This is a genomic window from Lutibacter sp., from assembly GCF_041555395.1.
GTDB lineage: Bacteria > Bacteroidota > Bacteroidia > Flavobacteriales > Flavobacteriaceae > Lutibacter.
In genome coordinates, this window is the sequence record NZ_JBFFKM010000008.1 from 1 (window position 1) to 14,080 (window position 14,080).

The 14,080-nt window shown below is 34.3% G+C and carries 15 protein-coding genes; 3 read left to right on the top strand and 12 right to left on the bottom strand.

The window, feature by feature from the left end:
* The 4 genes from ABY285_RS03315 to rsfS all read right to left on the bottom strand — a co-directional run.
* The coding region (locus tag ABY285_RS03315; protein WP_372766998.1) for a phosphatidate cytidylyltransferase at positions 1-707 on the bottom strand (707 nt) is incomplete at its 3' end.
* Between the two features lie 3 nt (positions 708-710).
* On the bottom strand, positions 711-1,298 hold the full coding sequence (locus tag ABY285_RS03320; RefSeq protein ID WP_372767000.1) for a hypothetical protein: 588 nt from the start codon (positions 1,296-1,298) through the stop codon (positions 711-713).
* Between the two features lie 43 nt (positions 1,299-1,341).
* The gene (gene ftsH, locus ABY285_RS03325) at positions 1,342-3,345 is read right to left on the bottom strand and encodes an ATP-dependent zinc metalloprotease FtsH (protein ID WP_372767001.1); all 2,004 of its coding nucleotides are present in this window, start codon (positions 3,343-3,345) and stop codon (positions 1,342-1,344) included.
* Between the two features lie 37 nt (positions 3,346-3,382).
* Positions 3,383-3,745 carry a ribosome silencing factor gene (gene rsfS / locus ABY285_RS03330; protein WP_372767003.1) on the bottom strand — a complete coding sequence of 121 codons (363 nt, stop codon included), beginning with the start codon at positions 3,743-3,745 and terminating at the stop codon, positions 3,383-3,385.
* Positions 3,746-3,831: 86 nt separating this feature from the next.
* On the opposite strand from rsfS, the gene ABY285_RS03335 reads away from it, so the two are divergent.
* Complete coding sequence (locus tag ABY285_RS03335; RefSeq protein WP_372767005.1) at positions 3,832-4,569, top strand: biotin--[acetyl-CoA-carboxylase] ligase; 738 nt, start codon at positions 3,832-3,834, stop codon at positions 4,567-4,569.
* A 15-nt stretch (positions 4,570-4,584) separates the two neighbouring features.
* Here the strand turns inward: ABY285_RS03335 and ABY285_RS03340 are convergent, their stop codons facing one another.
* Positions 4,585-4,974: an SRPBCC family protein gene (locus ABY285_RS03340; RefSeq protein ID WP_372767007.1), complete on the bottom strand. Its 390-nt coding sequence runs from the start codon at positions 4,972-4,974 to the stop codon at positions 4,585-4,587.
* A 10-nt stretch (positions 4,975-4,984) separates the two neighbouring features.
* Positions 4,985-5,626, bottom strand: a complete 642-nt coding sequence (pyrE, locus tag ABY285_RS03345; protein ID WP_372767009.1) for an orotate phosphoribosyltransferase — start codon at positions 5,624-5,626, stop codon at positions 4,985-4,987.
* Positions 5,627-5,633: 7 nt separating this feature from the next.
* On the opposite strand from pyrE, the gene ABY285_RS03350 reads away from it, so the two are divergent.
* Positions 5,634-6,215, top strand: coding sequence for an NUDIX hydrolase (locus ABY285_RS03350; protein ID WP_372767011.1), 582 nt, complete (start codon positions 5,634-5,636; stop codon positions 6,213-6,215).
* Positions 6,216-6,242: 27 nt separating this feature from the next.
* Here ABY285_RS03350 and ABY285_RS03355 read toward each other — a convergent pair whose 3' ends face one another.
* The 6 genes from ABY285_RS03355 to ABY285_RS03380 all read right to left on the bottom strand — a co-directional run bounded on the left by ABY285_RS03355 (position 6,243) and on the right by ABY285_RS03380 (position 13,449).
* Positions 6,243-6,878 carry an NTP transferase domain-containing protein gene (locus tag ABY285_RS03355; RefSeq protein ID WP_372767013.1) on the bottom strand — a complete coding sequence of 212 codons (636 nt, stop codon included), beginning with the start codon at positions 6,876-6,878 and terminating at the stop codon, positions 6,243-6,245.
* The gene (gene xdhC / locus ABY285_RS03360) at positions 6,868-7,629 is read right to left on the bottom strand and encodes a xanthine dehydrogenase accessory protein XdhC (protein WP_372767015.1); all 762 of its coding nucleotides are present in this window, start codon (positions 7,627-7,629) and stop codon (positions 6,868-6,870) included. The genes ABY285_RS03355 and xdhC overlap by 11 nt, the downstream gene beginning before the upstream one ends.
* Before the next feature lie 136 nt (positions 7,630-7,765).
* The gene (locus ABY285_RS03365; RefSeq protein ID WP_372767017.1) at positions 7,766-9,955 is read right to left on the bottom strand and encodes a molybdopterin cofactor-binding domain-containing protein; all 2,190 of its coding nucleotides are present in this window, start codon (positions 9,953-9,955) and stop codon (positions 7,766-7,768) included.
* Between the two features lie 2 nt (positions 9,956-9,957).
* Positions 9,958-10,416: a (2Fe-2S)-binding protein gene (locus ABY285_RS03370; protein ID WP_372767019.1), complete on the bottom strand. Its 459-nt coding sequence runs from the start codon at positions 10,414-10,416 to the stop codon at positions 9,958-9,960.
* Positions 10,417-10,562: 146 nt separating this feature from the next.
* The gene (locus ABY285_RS03375; RefSeq protein WP_372767021.1) at positions 10,563-11,159 is read right to left on the bottom strand and encodes a pseudouridine synthase; all 597 of its coding nucleotides are present in this window, start codon (positions 11,157-11,159) and stop codon (positions 10,563-10,565) included.
* Positions 11,146-13,449: a DNA topoisomerase 3 gene (locus ABY285_RS03380; RefSeq protein WP_372767023.1), complete on the bottom strand. Its 2,304-nt coding sequence runs from the start codon at positions 13,447-13,449 to the stop codon at positions 11,146-11,148. The genes ABY285_RS03375 and ABY285_RS03380 overlap by 14 nt, the downstream gene beginning before the upstream one ends.
* A 143-nt stretch (positions 13,450-13,592) precedes the next feature.
* On the opposite strand from ABY285_RS03380, the gene ABY285_RS03385 reads away from it, so the two are divergent.
* A complete protein-coding gene (locus ABY285_RS03385; RefSeq protein ID WP_372767025.1) occupies positions 13,593-14,072 on the top strand; it encodes a hypothetical protein in 480 nt (159 codons plus the stop codon).
* Positions 14,073-14,080 lie beyond the last annotated feature (8 nt).

Sequence of the window (14,080 nt, forward strand, 5' to 3'; positions counted from 1 at the left end):
ACCCCGGCTTGTCTTTTAAACATAGATTCTATTAAGTCTCCCAATACGCCAAAGACACTTACAATTCCTGCAATTACAAGCCATTGTTTAAGGTAAAGTGATGTAAATTGACTGGCTAAAATAAAACTCACTAAAAAAGTAAAAACCATTCCGCCAATAAAACCTTCTATCGTTTTATTTGGTGAAATTCGTTCCAATAATTTATGTTTTCCTGTGTTTTTTCCTACTAAAAAGGCAAAAGTATCATTCGTCCAAATTAAAATAAACACCCCTAAAATTGTGGTGTTTACATAATTAAATGAACCATTTAAAAATGGTATTTGCACTATTAAGGTAAAGGGCACCACGATATAAATGACAGTAAGAAAAATTTTGCCTAAATGACTGACAACTTCTTCCTTTTTTGCAAATAAAATAGAAGCGAAAGTGATGAAAATAGTTAAAAATAATCCCACGCCCACATACTCAAATATAATTCTAGCCGGCACATCATCTACATTAAGAATATTTCCGAAAATAAATAAAAGCGTTCCAATAATATAGGGAAAAATACTTTTTAACTGAATCATTTTTTTAAACTCATACAAACAAAACAGCATGGAAATAAAAAAAATTAAAATAAATGTTATTTTACTGAATAGAATGCAAAATATTAAAACACTCACAAAAACAAGACCTGATAAAGTACGCTTATAAATTAGTTTCATAGATTATAGATCTTCAAATAAAAGCAAATATAAGTTTTTTGAATTAGTATTGCCATAACTCATAAAGTCTTCTTCAATGGCATCAATATTGAAATTGTTAATTGCACTAATATTGCTGGGGATATTCCCCTTATAGCGTGATTTAATTCCCGTTAAACTTTCCCCTTTTGTATTTACGAGTTGGCTGGTGGTAGCATAAACAATAAAATTTTCAGATAATTCAGCAATTTTATGCTCTTTAAGTTGATTTGAAGAAAATAAAATACTGCCATTTTCTGCAATGAGGTGTTCACAACTTAAAAAAAAAGGCAATGTTATATTAATTTTTTCTGCAGTTTCAACTTTAATTCCTTTCAAAAGTTTAAGCAAATCGTAATCGTTACAACTTATAGTTTTCCAAGAATTTTCCTGAATTATTTTGGATAAATTCACAGTCACTTCTTCTAAAGAGGTACAATACAAAAACTTGCCTTTATTTTTGATGAATTTTTTTACAAAAATCTGATCAATTGGCAAGTCTTTAAACTCTGAAGAATCCTCCAAAGTTTCTTTTTGTTTTGGGGTATTAAATAATTTTTTGAAAAAGCTCATTATTTATATTGAATAAATCCAAAATTATAAAAAAGTTTACAATTTACTCTTCTGTTTCTAATGAATTTTCATTTTTTGTTTCATCTGTAACTTCTTTTTCTTTATCCACGACTTCAGTTACCAATTCCGCATACTCATTTTCAAAAGCTCTTTTCCCAAAAATAATTTCTAAATCTTTTTTGAAGATAACTTCTTTTTCCAATAACAGTTCAGCCAAAGTAGTTAACTTATCTTTGTTTTCACTCAATATTTGAATAGCTCTTTGATACTGTTCTTCAATTAATTTTGAAATTTCTTTATCAATAATTTGAGCGGTATCTTCACTGTAAGGTTTGGTAAAATTGTAATCGGATTGTCCGGAGGAATCGTAATAGGTTATATTCCCAATTTTATCGTTCAAACCATAAATAGAAACCATTGCCCTTGCTTGTCTGGTCACTTTTTCAAGGTCGTTTAAGGCGCCCGTAGAAATTCTGTCGAACATTAATTTTTCTGCAGCCCTACCAGCAAGTGTTGCGCACATTTCATCCAACATCTGTTCGGTTTGTACAATTTGACGTTCTTCGGGCAAATACCAGGCAGCTCCCAAAGATTGTCCTCTCGGCACGATAGTCACTTTCACAAGTGGTGCGGCGTGCTCTAACATCCAACTGGCAGTTGCGTGGCCAGCTTCATGAAAAGCGATTGTTTTCTTTTCTCTTGGTGAAATAAGCTTATTTTTCTTTTCAAGTCCGCCAACAATTCTATCAACTGCATCAAGAAAATCTTGATGATGAACCGCTTTTTTGCTTTTTCTGGCAGCAATTAAAGCCGCTTCATTACATAAATTTGCAATATCAGCTCCTGAAAATCCAGGTGTTTGTTGTGACAAAAATTTGATATCAACATCTTTGTGAAGTTTCAAAGGCTTAATATGAACTTTAAAAATAGCTTCGCGCTCTGTTAAATTTGGCAAGTCTACATAAATTTGACGGTCAAATCGTCCGGCTCTTAGTAATGCTTTATCTAATACATCTGCGCGATTGGTCGCCGCAATTACAATCACGTTGGTATCGGTTCCAAAACCATCCATTTCGGTCAATAATTGGTTTAAAGTATTTTCTCTTTCGTCGTTTCCTCCCGTAACATTGTTTTTTCCACGGGATCTTCCAACAGCATCAATTTCATCAATAAAAATGATGGATGGCGCTTTTTGCTGTGCTTGCTTAAATAAATCTCTCACTCGGGAAGCTCCGACTCCTACAAACATTTCAACGAAATCTGAACCTGATAGGGAGAAAAACGGAACGCCCGCTTCACCTGCAACGGCTTTAGCCAATAAGGTTTTACCTGTACCTGGAGGGCCAACTAATAAGGCTCCTTTCGGAATTTTTCCACCAAGTGAAGTATATTTATCAGGACTTTTTAAGAAGTCTACTATTTCTTGAATTTCCTCTTTTGCACCTTCTAATCCGGCCACATCTTTAAAAGAAGTTTTTACTTTTTGATCTTGGTCAAATAATTTTGCTTTAGATTTTCCAATGCTAAAAATTTGTCCGGCACCTCCTCCGGAACCGCCTCCCGACATTCTTCTCATAAAATAGATCCACAAACCAATTAAAAATATGAAAGGCAAGTACATCAATATTTGTTCAAAAAAATTGGTTCTTTCAATGTTTTTTACATCAAAATCAAGTTGTTTTGCTTCTTTTTCCTCGCTCAATTCTTTTTCAAAATTCTGTAAATCACCAAAGGAGTAAGAATACATTGGAGAATCACCGGCATATAATGAAGTTTTATTTTTCTTATGCTTTTCCTTGTCTTGAGCCTCTTTTTTAATATAAATATTGGCCACATTTTTGTTTACAATGTCTATCCTGGAAATATCATTGTCTACAAGGATTGTTTTAAATTCATTTTGGCTCAAATTTTTAGAGGATAAATCTCCTGCAGTAAAAAATTGATAAATAAGAAATAGAACGAAAATGCCTCCATAAACCCAATAAAAATTAAATTTAGGTGGTTTTAGGCCTTTATTATTGGGCGTATTTTTAGTATTCTGAGTCATTTATATTTTTTCAATTATTTGTAAAAAATTAATTTGTTCAAGCTATTTTTGTGATTTTTGCATCACCCCATAAACGTTCAATATCATAATATTCACGAATATGTTTCTGAAAAACATGAACTACAATGTTTACGTAATCCAGTAAAATCCACTCTGCGATACCTTCGCCTTCAACGTGCCAAGGTTTTTCTTTTGCTGATTTGCTTACTTGTTTTTGTATAATGCCGGAAATAGCATTTACATGGGTATTTGAAGTTCCTGTACAAGTAATAAAATAATCACAAACTGTATTATCAATTTCCCTCAAATCTAAAATTTGAACGTTTACCCCTTTTACATCATCTATCGCTTTCAAAATTGCTACAATTAAGTCGTCTGCGTTATTATTTTTTTTTGCCATTAAATTTTTTTTAGTTTTGTGCAAAGTTATTATTTTTTTATAACATAATGTGCTTAAAGTAACTTTGCTAAAATAATCTATACTAAATGAATATTATCAAACTTGATGCCATTGAATCTACAAATTATTACTTGAAGAAGCTTGCTGTTGAAAATGAGGTGGAAAGTTATACGGTGGTGTCTGCAAAATATCAATCTGCCGGCAGGGGACAAATGGGTGCAAGATGGCACTCTGAAAAATGTAAAAACCTGACATTTAGCCTATTGATTAGACTTTCTTCGTTAGAGATTGAGCATCAATTTTATTTGAGTATGGCAGTTTCCTTAGGATTATTCACAGCTATTCGAACACATATTGCAACACCATTATTTATTAAATGGCCAAACGACATTTTGGCAGAGAAAGACAAACTTGCTGGAATTTTAATCGAAAATATTGTTAGTGGCAATACTATTAAGCAATCTGTAATTGGCATTGGACTTAATGTGAACCAGGAAAAATTCCCTTTAATTATTGGAAATGTTACCTCCTTAAAAAAGGTTACAGGAAATTACTTTGATACCGATTCATTATTAGAATCGATTGTAATTTCAATTGAAAACTTCATGGGTTATATAGATAGAAAGGAATTTCAACCATTAAAAAAATTATATTTAAAATCACTTTACAGGTTTGAAAAGCCATCAATGTTTGAAGATAAAAACGGAACTGTTTTTTTAGGAAAAGTCATCGATGTTTTTGAAGACGGGAAATTAGTTGTTGAATTGGAAAATGAAAAAACCTGCAAATTTAATTTCAAGGAAATTAAATTTGCAGGTTCTTAAAATTGAATTTAATATTTATAATTTCTCTGAATTTTCAGCCAACGTATCAATAAATTTTTGCAACGGACCTTTTACCATCATCGCCATCATTGGATTAAAATCTCCTGCAAACAGCAATTGCAAGTCACATGTGTTTTCTGAAATAGGTTGAATCAAGGTTGTTAATGAAAAATTTAATTTACTGCTTGCTGCACTTAATATAACTTTATCAAATTCATTTTTTTCTTTAATGACAAGCCTAATTTCAGGCATTCCTTTTAAGCTGAAAAGAAAGGAATCTCCGTCAACTTCAAATTTGTCAATATTTTTAGGCATCAATTGTTCAAAATTTCTCAGGTTGGTTAAAAATTCAAATAATTCTTTTTGAGATTTCTTTACTGCTGATTTTTTACTTTCTAAGTTCATAATTTATAATTTATTGTTTCCAATCACTCGGATCTTCTCTCCATTGTTTAAGCGTTTCTAATTCTTTTTCTGTGATATAATTATTGTCGAGAGATTGCTCCAACAAATAATCGTAATTGCTTAAAGTATGTAATTTAACGTTGGCCTCTTTAAAATTTTCTCGTGCAATATCAAAGCCATATGAGAAAATGGCCACCATTCCTTTTACGTTTGCCCCTTCTTCCTGTAATGCTTTAACGGCATTCAAACTGCTTTTTCCCGTACTGATTAAATCTTCAATAACTACTATATTTTTATTTTTTTCCAAATACCCCTCAACCTGGTTTTTTCTACCATGGCTTTTAGGTTCAGGTCTTACATAAACGAAAGGGACGTTTAATTGCTGGGCCACTAAAATTCCTATGGCGATGGCGCCGGTCGCAACTCCTGCAATAACATCTGGTTTTCCGTATTCTTGTTCAATAATTTTAACTAAATTTTCTTTTATGTAAGTCCGTATTTCTGGAAAAGAAAGTGCGGTTCTGTTGTCGCAGTATATAGGTGATTTCCATCCTGAAGCCCAGGTAAATGGCTCGTTTGGCTGTAATTTAATTGCTTTTATCTGCAGCAAAAGCGCAGCTGTTTTTTTTGCAGTATCTTTGTTTAAAATCATAACGCAAATGTATAAAGTTTTTGTGAATGACTGTCCAATAATTTTAACAGATAATAAGAAAAATACAACAAATTTTAACGCGGTCAATTTTGAAAGCATCCAAGTTGATGAAATTGTTGCTCAAATTTTTCAGAATAGGTTAGAAGGTATCTTCTTGTTATGTGAAAATTTATCAGCAAGTTGGCAGCAGTTTAAATCTTATTTTATAAGTCAAAAAGCGGCAGGAGGAAAGGTTTTAAATTCCAATAGTGAAGTGCTTTTTATTTACCGTTTTAATAAATGGGATTTGCCTAAAGGAAAATTGGAAAAGGGAGAATCTATTTCAGAATGCGCTATTCGGGAAGTAGAAGAAGAATGCGGCATTACAAATCTTCAAATCTTAAAACCTTTAGGAACTACCTATCATATTTATAAAGAGAAAGGAAACACCATTTTAAAAACCACCTATTGGTTTTTAATGAGTACTGATTATTCAGGTAAATTAACGCCCCAAATTAAAGAAGGAATTGAACAGGTGGTTTTTAAAAATGAGGCAGAAATCGATAAAGCATTAGAAAATACTTACGAAAATATTAAGTTGCTTTTTTAATTGGCCCCCTAACCTCCGAATAGGGAATTAATTTTTCTCTTCATTTAAATAAGAAATCCACGCTGTTTTGGCATTTAAGTTTTTCACGGTTGAAGCATCATTTACTTTTATAATTGTAATTTCTTCTGAATTTAATTTTTTGATTTGTAAATCGAGACGAGAATTTTCCTTAGAAACATCCAACGAAATTAGTTTTTGCCAAAAATTTGCAGCCATTTTTATGGGATGCCCATTTTTGCCTTCAAAATTCGGAATTACAATGTTATTTTTTACTGAAAGGATGTTGTTTAGTTCTTCTGAATTTAAAAGTGGAACATCTATTGGTATTACAAGCACATCACCATTGAATTTTATATTTTTCAATACTGTTTGAAGTGTAGAAAATGAACCCAATTCAGGAGTCGGATTTACAATGGTTTTTACTTTTAATCCTTGATAATCAATATTATTTGTCAATGCGTCCTTTAACCAAGGAATTGCATCAAAATAGTGCTCGTAATTGTAGCCCAAACCGAGATAAACCTTTTTTATTTTTGTAGTTGAAATGCGGTTTAATTGCTCTAAAATCCAAAAAGTGAGTTTGTATTTAAGCAAACCTTTATCCACACCCATTCGTTCCGATTTTCCGCCAGCGAGCAAAACAAAAACAGGGTCATTTTCCATAGTATTTTTTCAATAATTCCGAAGCAATGCTGATGGCAATTTCTTTAGGCGTGAAGCCGCCGATGTCCAGACCAATCGGACAGTGAACGGGAGAAATTCCAAGTTCAAAATTCAGTTCTTTTTTTAGCAGATTATTGAATTTGTTTTTTTTCGTTTTACTGCCAATAAGTCCTATGTATTTTGTTTCGGAATGCAGGGCCAACGCGGTTATTTCAAAATCCAATTTATGGTCGTGTGTCATGATGGCTATGTAACAATTTGGACCCCAGTTTATAAATTGTTTGTAAAAATTAAAATCAATGTCGCTAAACGTAATGGATTTGTCGATTTCAATAGTGCTTTTCCAGTTTTCGCGAACATCTAACAAAGTAATATTAAAGGGCGTGTTTTTTAAAACATTGCACAATTCAATACCAATATGTCCGGCGCCAAAAAGATATAATTCGGGAGATTGATTCATAGGTTCAATAATTAATTCCACTTTTCCACCGCAGCATTGCTCAAATTCCGGGCCTAAAGTATAGGATAATTCTATTATTTTATTTTCATAAATGGAAACAACAGCTTCATCAATCACTTTAAATTCCAATTTGCCGCCGCCAATGGTTCCAAAGATTTCTTTTTGCTTGGTGACAATCATTTTTGAAGCTACTTTACAGGGCGCAGATCCTAAAATTTTTGTAACGGTAACTAATGCTACAGGCTGTTTTTTTCTTTTAAACTCATGTAATAATTCAATCCAATTGTTCATTAAAATTGTTGAGTTGTTTATTTGTTGAATCGCTTATTTGTTGAATCGTTGAATTGTGTAATTGTTGAATTTTTCAATTATTTCATTGACTAATTTTCAAATTTCCAAATTTTATCCTAGCAACTTTCTACTAAAATCAAACCAGACCGTAATCCGATAACGGCAAATTGTAATATCTTTTTCCGGTTAATTTATAAATTGCATTTACAATAGCCGGAGCAATCACAGGAACACCAGGTTCACCAACCCCGGTTGGATTTTCGCTGCTTTCCACGATTTCCACATGAACAGTCGGAATTTCATTTATTCGTATCATTTTATAATCGTGAAAATTACTTTGTTCAATAGCGCCATTTTTAGCGGTAATTTTTCCGTAATATGCCAATGACATTCCAAAAATTGCAGCGCCTTCCATTTGCGCTTTAACGGTATCGCGATTTACGACGGTTCCGCAATCAATAACGGTATAAACATTGTGGACTTTCAACTTATTGTCAATCAAAGAAACTTCAACAACAGAAGCCACATAGGAATAAAAACTGTAATGAACCGATAATCCGTAAGCGTGACCTTCGGGAAGTTGTTTTCCCCATTCCGCATTTTTTGCGGCTATTTTTAACACATTTTTAAGTCGTGCAGTATTGTATTTTATTTCATTTTCTGTTTCTTCAATGCGATCGTTTCCAATTAGATTCAACCTAAATTCCAGCGGATCTTTTCCAGCTGCAATCGCCAATTCATCTGCAAACACATTTTGTGAAAATCCGTGAGGAATATTAATGACTGAACGCAGCCATCCAATTCTGACGTGTGCAGGAGATTGTCCCACTTCAACTTTCATGTTTTTTATGTCAAACGGAACATTGGCAGCGCTTGCAATTTCAAATCCGGCCGGATAATCCACACCGGGTGAAAATGTGGAAGCAATTGAAGGAAGCGCAAATCGATGCAACCAGCCACTGACATTGCCGGCGCTGTCGAGCGACGCTTTCAGGTATTGTGAACTTACGGTATGGTAATAACCATGATTGATATCATCTTCTCTGGTCCAAACAACTTGAACAGGCGCGTTGATTGCTTTTGAAATCACAACAGCTTCAACCACATAATCGGGTTTGGATTTCCGTCCAAATCCACCGCCTAAAAAAGTCACATTGATGGTAACTTTATCCTCGGGAGTTTCTAAATAATCACTGACTTCTTTTCTGGCAGATTGCGGATCTTGTGTTGGCGCCCAAACTTCGCAGGAATCACCTTGAACCCAAGCCACAGCATTTGGAACTTCCATTGGTGCATGTGCTAAATGAGGCAATTGAAACGTGCTTTCAACAATTTTTGCAGCATTTTTAAAAGCCTTGTTAACATTGCCCACATCTTTTCCGACTTTCCCCTGTTTGTGAACATTTTCAGTAATTTGTGCCATATAGTTTGCTGAATCGTATGTCACATTATCGCCATAATTCCATTCAATTTTTAAGGCTTCTTTTCCTTTAAAGGCCGCCCAGGTATTTGAGGCAATGACAGCTATACCACCTAGCGTTCCAAAAGGTTTTTCAATTCTTGGAATTTCAATAATATCAATAACTCCAGGAATTTTTAAAGCGTCGGTTTTATCAAAAGATTTTACGGTTCCGAAGGTTACAGGGCAACGTTGTATTGCCGCAAATTTCATATTTGGCAACCGCTTATCCAATCCAAAAACAGCACTTCCGTTTGCATATTCTTCTACATCAACACTTCTTAATTTTTTACCGATATATTTGAAATCCTTTGGATTTTTATAAGTTATCTCAGTTGGAACTTCCAATGTTTTAGCTATTTCAACCAAATCACCATAGGTAATTTTTTTGCCGCTTGAGTGTATTACAAAATGGTTTTCGGTCGAACATTCAGATTCAGGAACTTGCCATTTTTGCGCTGCAGCTGTGATTAACATAGCTCTTGCCATAGCGCCCATTTTTCTCATCGGTTCATATAAATATCGAACACTTCTTGAGCCATCGGTATTTTGATCACCATATTTTACGTCACCAACTGCCTGTTGTACAGTAACTTTAGTCCAGTCTGCATCCATTTCATCTGCAATAACCGATGTTAAAGAAGTTCTGACGCCATTCCCCATTTCTGAACGCGAAGCGATTAAAATTAAGCTTCCGTCATCATTTAACTGAATAAATAAATTTGGGTTGAAATTGACTAAATCTTTATTTTTCCCTTTTTCTTTATCTGAAAAGATGGAAGTATTGCAGGCTAAAATCAATCCTCCTGATGCCAAACCAATACTTTTTACGAAAGTTCTACGACTTATATTTCTAATTGGATTCATGGCTATCCTTGTTTTTTAAGTTCAACAGTTCGGTGAATGGCACTTTTTATGCGTTGGTAAGTGCCGCAACGGCAAATATTTCCGATCATGGCTTCGTTAATTTCTTCATCGGTTGGGTCATTATTTTTGTCGAGCAATGCAGTCGCCGCAATAAGTTGACCTGGTTGGCAAAATCCGCATTGAGGAACATTTAGCGCTGCCCAAGAATCTTGCAGCAACTTCAAATTTTCTGAGACACCTTCTATAGTCACTACATTTTTGCCTTCTGCGGCCGATACGGGAATCATACAAGACTGCACAGGGGAATTATCCAGTAATACTTTACATGAACCACATACGCCAATTCCGCAGCCATATTTTGTTCCTGTAAGTCCAACGATATCTCTAATTGCCCAAAGCAAAGGCATTTCAGGAGCAACATCAATGTTGTGTTTTTCTCCGTTAATTTGAAGTGTAATCATCGTGAAATTTGGTTTTCGTTTAAGAATAACAAGTTATGAAATTTTTATTAAAGTCAAAAAGAAAATAGAGAAGATCAAATAGACCAAAAAAGTCAAAAGTTTGAAAGTAGAAAAGGGAATTAGCCAATATGCCAATAATCTAAAATCTAAAATTCAAAATCCAAAATTTCTTTCACGTCACCAGCTTTCATATCGTTTATGTGAATTGTCCCAACGCGAACTCTTACCAATCTTAGGGTTGGAAAACCCACAGCGGCAGTCATTTTTCGAACTTGCCTAAATTTCCCTTCTCTTAAAGTGATAGAAATCCAATTTGTTGGCCCGTGCCTTTCATCTCTTATTTTTTTAGCTCTTTCGGGCAAATTTGGAATCTCGTTTAATTTAAAAACCTGGCAAGGTTTTGTGGTATATTTGATTCCGCCAAATCCAATTTCAACACCAATTTTTAGCTTTTCAAGGGCTTCATCAGTAATGTCGCCGTCAACTTCTGCAAAATATTCTTTTTCTATCTTGCTGCTTCTAACCAATTCACTCATATTTCCATCGGTGGTAAGCAATAATAAACCTTCCGACTTTTCATCTAACCGGCCAATAGCCATTATTTTTTCAGGAAATACGTAAAATTCGCCCAATAATTTTTTCTTATGCTTGCTGATGTCATTATTCGCAAACTGACTTAAATAACCATAAGGTTTATAAATAATAAAATGCTGATGCCGTTTATTTTCGTTAGGATTTTCCATTTAAAATAGCATAAACCAATGCTGCGGAAAGCGTTTGTCCGGCAGCTTTTTTTCTGATGTCCTCAAAACTAAAAAGGAAATCGCAACCGTCTTTATAGTCGCTGCAACCGTAAGCTGTTTTTCCTTTTAAGATGGTGCCTTTTTGACATTTGGGACAACTAATTTTATCAGGAACATTTTGGTTACTGAGCGTAGTCGAAGTATTCTTTTCTTCCAAAACCAAATTAAATTGTTCGTCAAATCGAATTAAACCCTCAGTTTCGCCCGTTTCTGTTTTAAAACCTTTTAAATTGACGGTGCACTGTTTTTGCAATAAGCGAATATATTGCTTTTCCGATATTTTTTTGTCTAGAAAACTGAAAGGCAGCCTAAAATCACAGCCGTTATTATATTCACTGCAACCATAAGCGGATTTCCCTTTTAGAATTTTTCCTTTTTTACATTTCGGACATTTTTCAGAAGAAATTCCGGTGGAAGTCATGTTATTTTTTTTAACGGCAGGTTTGGCAGTTTCGGCGTGGTAAATATTCGCCGTTATTTTTTCGGAACGAACTTCGTACACTAAATTGTCTACCATTTTTTTCATATTTTTAATGAAAGTTCCCGCATTGAAGGTTCCTTTTTCAATTTCCTTCAATTTTTTCTCCCATTGGCCAGTTAATTCGGCCGATTTTAACTGTTCACTTTGGATGATATCAATCAGTTGAATTCCTGTTTGAGTTGGCAACAACTGTTTTTTATTGCGAATAATATATTTTCGTTTAAACAGCGTTTCAATAATATTTGCTCTGGTTGAAGGGCGTCCAATGCCATTTTCTTTCATTAATTCTCGCAATTCATCGTCGTCAATTTGTTTACCGGCAGTTTCCATGGCCCTAAGCAATGTGGCTTCAGAGAATAAGTTAGGCGGCTTTGTTGTTTTCTCTAAAAATGAAGGTTCGTGCGGACCTTTTTCTCCTTTAGTGAAATTTGGCAGGATATCTGCTTCCCTTTTTTCTTGAACATTGGCAGATTCAAAAACAATGCGCCATCCTTTTTCCAGGATTTCCTTTCCGGTTGTTTTAAAAGTGACCTTAGCCGCAACGCCAATAACAGCTGTGTTTGAGACGGTACAATCATCATAAAACACTGCAATAAATCGCCTCGTGATAATATCGTAAACCTGTTGTTGGCTGTAGGGCAAATTAATTTGAACGCCAGTTGGAATAATGGCATGATGATCGGTTACCTTTTTGGTATTAAAAACCAAAGGCGATTTTTTTATTTTTTTTCCTAATAAAGGTGAAGTTAAAGCTTGGTAAGCAATTAAGTTTTTTAATATTCCGGGTACCTTCGGATACACATCATCAGGTAAAAATGTGGTGTCGACTCTTGGATACGTCACTACTTTTTGTTCATATAATTTTTGAACAATTTTCAGCGTTTCATCGGCTGAAAAATCGAATTTATTGTTACAATAAACCTGTAATCCAGTTAAATCAAATAGTTTAGGTGCTTTTTCTTTTCCTTTTTTCTTTGTGATGGAAACAATTTCAAAATCGCTTTCTTTTACTTTATTTGCAAGCAATTCCCCGTCTTCCTTTTTCTGAAAGCGCCCTTCTTCACAATTAAAAAGTGTTTCCCTGTAAAGTGTTTGCAGTTCCCAATAATGTTGCGGAACAAAATTTTCTATTTCCTTAAATCGGTTCACCACCATGGCCAAAGTTGGCGTTTGCACTCTTCCAACAGATAAAACTTGTTTGTTTCCGCCGTGTTTTAGGGTGTATAATCTTGTGGCATTCATTCCAAGCAACCAATCGCCAATCGCTCTTGAATAGCCGGCATAATATAAATTGTCGTAGTTTTCTGAAGGTTTTAGATTTTGAAATCCTTCTTTGATGGCTTCCGTGGTTAATGAGGAAATCCATAAGCGTTTTACTTCTCCTTTGTAATTTGCCTGCTGAATTACCCAGCGTTGAATTAATTCTCCTTCTTGCCCGGCATCACCGCAATTGATAATTAAACTGGCTTTATCAAACAGACTTTTAACAATGTTGAATTGTTTTTTAATTCCTTGATTGTCATTAACCTTGGTTTCAAACTTTTCCGGAAGCATGGGTAAATTGTTCAAATCCCAGCTTTTCCAATGCGGTTTGTAATCGTTGGGTTCAAACAAAGTACATAAATGTCCGAAGGTGAAGGTAACCGCATACCCATTTCCTTCAAAATAACCGTCGTGTTTGGTGTTTGCGCCTAAAACGGCAGCAATTTCACGCGCAACACTTGGTTTTTCGGCAATACATACTTTCATTTATAGGTTTTTTTGAGATGTGCAAAATACTCATTTTTGAATGAATTGCCGCTGTTAAAAATGGAATGATTTTATTATTTTTTATCCATAAATTATAGGCAATAAACTATTATATTTGTTGTGATAATCTAAATCTGAAAATAATGAAAAAAGTACTAAAAGAAATAAAGCCAGGTTACGGATTGGGTTCTCTTAAGTTTGGAATGACAAGAGATGAAGTGAAAGCAATGCTTGGTAAACCTTCATTTATTGATAAATATTCTCATTCGGATTCTGAAAAAGATTTGACGGAATCCTGGCAATATGACGATTTATTGATATCGCTCAGTTTTGATGAAGAGGAAGACTGGAAATTAATTATGATTTCTGTGAATGATGATTTTTATGAATTGGAAGGGAAAAATTTAATTGGGCTGACTGAGGAAAAGCTCATTGCACATTTGGATGAAATGAATTTAGGAGAATGGAACCTTGAGGATTGTTCCGAGGATGACGACGAAGATCAAAAAGTGATTGAAGCTGAAGATAAATCAATTAATTTTTGGATAAATGACGGTGTTTTGGACGAAATTCAATGGACGCCTTTTTTTATTGATGATGACACCATTGAGTGGCCTGAGTAGTATTTAGC

What these genes read in the sequence shown, in the direction of transcription:
- rsfS (WP_372767003.1), bottom strand. Translation starts at nt 3,745, where the DNA reads ATGGCAAAAAAAAATAATAACGCAGACGACTTAATTGTAGCAATTTTG.
- ABY285_RS03380 (WP_372767023.1), bottom strand. Translation starts at nt 13,449, where the DNA reads ATGAAAGTATGTATTGCCGAAAAACCAAGTGTTGCGCGTGAAATTGCT.
- ABY285_RS03335 (WP_372767005.1), top strand. Translation starts at nt 3,832, where the DNA reads ATGAATATTATCAAACTTGATGCCATTGAATCTACAAATTATTACTTG.
- ABY285_RS03375 (WP_372767021.1), bottom strand. Translation starts at nt 11,159, where the DNA reads ATGGAAAATCCTAACGAAAATAAACGGCATCAGCATTTTATTATTTAT.
- ABY285_RS03350 (WP_372767011.1), top strand. Translation starts at nt 5,634, where the DNA reads ATGTATAAAGTTTTTGTGAATGACTGTCCAATAATTTTAACAGATAAT.
- xdhC (WP_372767015.1), bottom strand. Translation starts at nt 7,629, where the DNA reads ATGAACAATTGGATTGAATTATTACATGAGTTTAAAAGAAAAAAACAG.
- ftsH (WP_372767001.1), bottom strand. Translation starts at nt 3,345, where the DNA reads ATGACTCAGAATACTAAAAATACGCCCAATAATAAAGGCCTAAAACCA.
- ABY285_RS03355 (WP_372767013.1), bottom strand. Translation starts at nt 6,878, where the DNA reads ATGGAAAATGACCCTGTTTTTGTTTTGCTCGCTGGCGGAAAATCGGAA.
- ABY285_RS03365 (WP_372767017.1), bottom strand. Translation starts at nt 9,955, where the DNA reads ATGAATCCAATTAGAAATATAAGTCGTAGAACTTTCGTAAAAAGTATT.
- ABY285_RS03320 (WP_372767000.1), bottom strand. Translation starts at nt 1,298, where the DNA reads ATGAGCTTTTTCAAAAAATTATTTAATACCCCAAAACAAAAAGAAACT.
- ABY285_RS03385 (WP_372767025.1), top strand. Translation starts at nt 13,593, where the DNA reads ATGAAAAAAGTACTAAAAGAAATAAAGCCAGGTTACGGATTGGGTTCT.
- ABY285_RS03340 (WP_372767007.1), bottom strand. Translation starts at nt 4,974, where the DNA reads ATGAACTTAGAAAGTAAAAAATCAGCAGTAAAGAAATCTCAAAAAGAA.
- pyrE (WP_372767009.1), bottom strand. Translation starts at nt 5,626, where the DNA reads ATGATTTTAAACAAAGATACTGCAAAAAAAACAGCTGCGCTTTTGCTG.
- ABY285_RS03370 (WP_372767019.1), bottom strand. Translation starts at nt 10,416, where the DNA reads ATGATTACACTTCAAATTAACGGAGAAAAACACAACATTGATGTTGCT.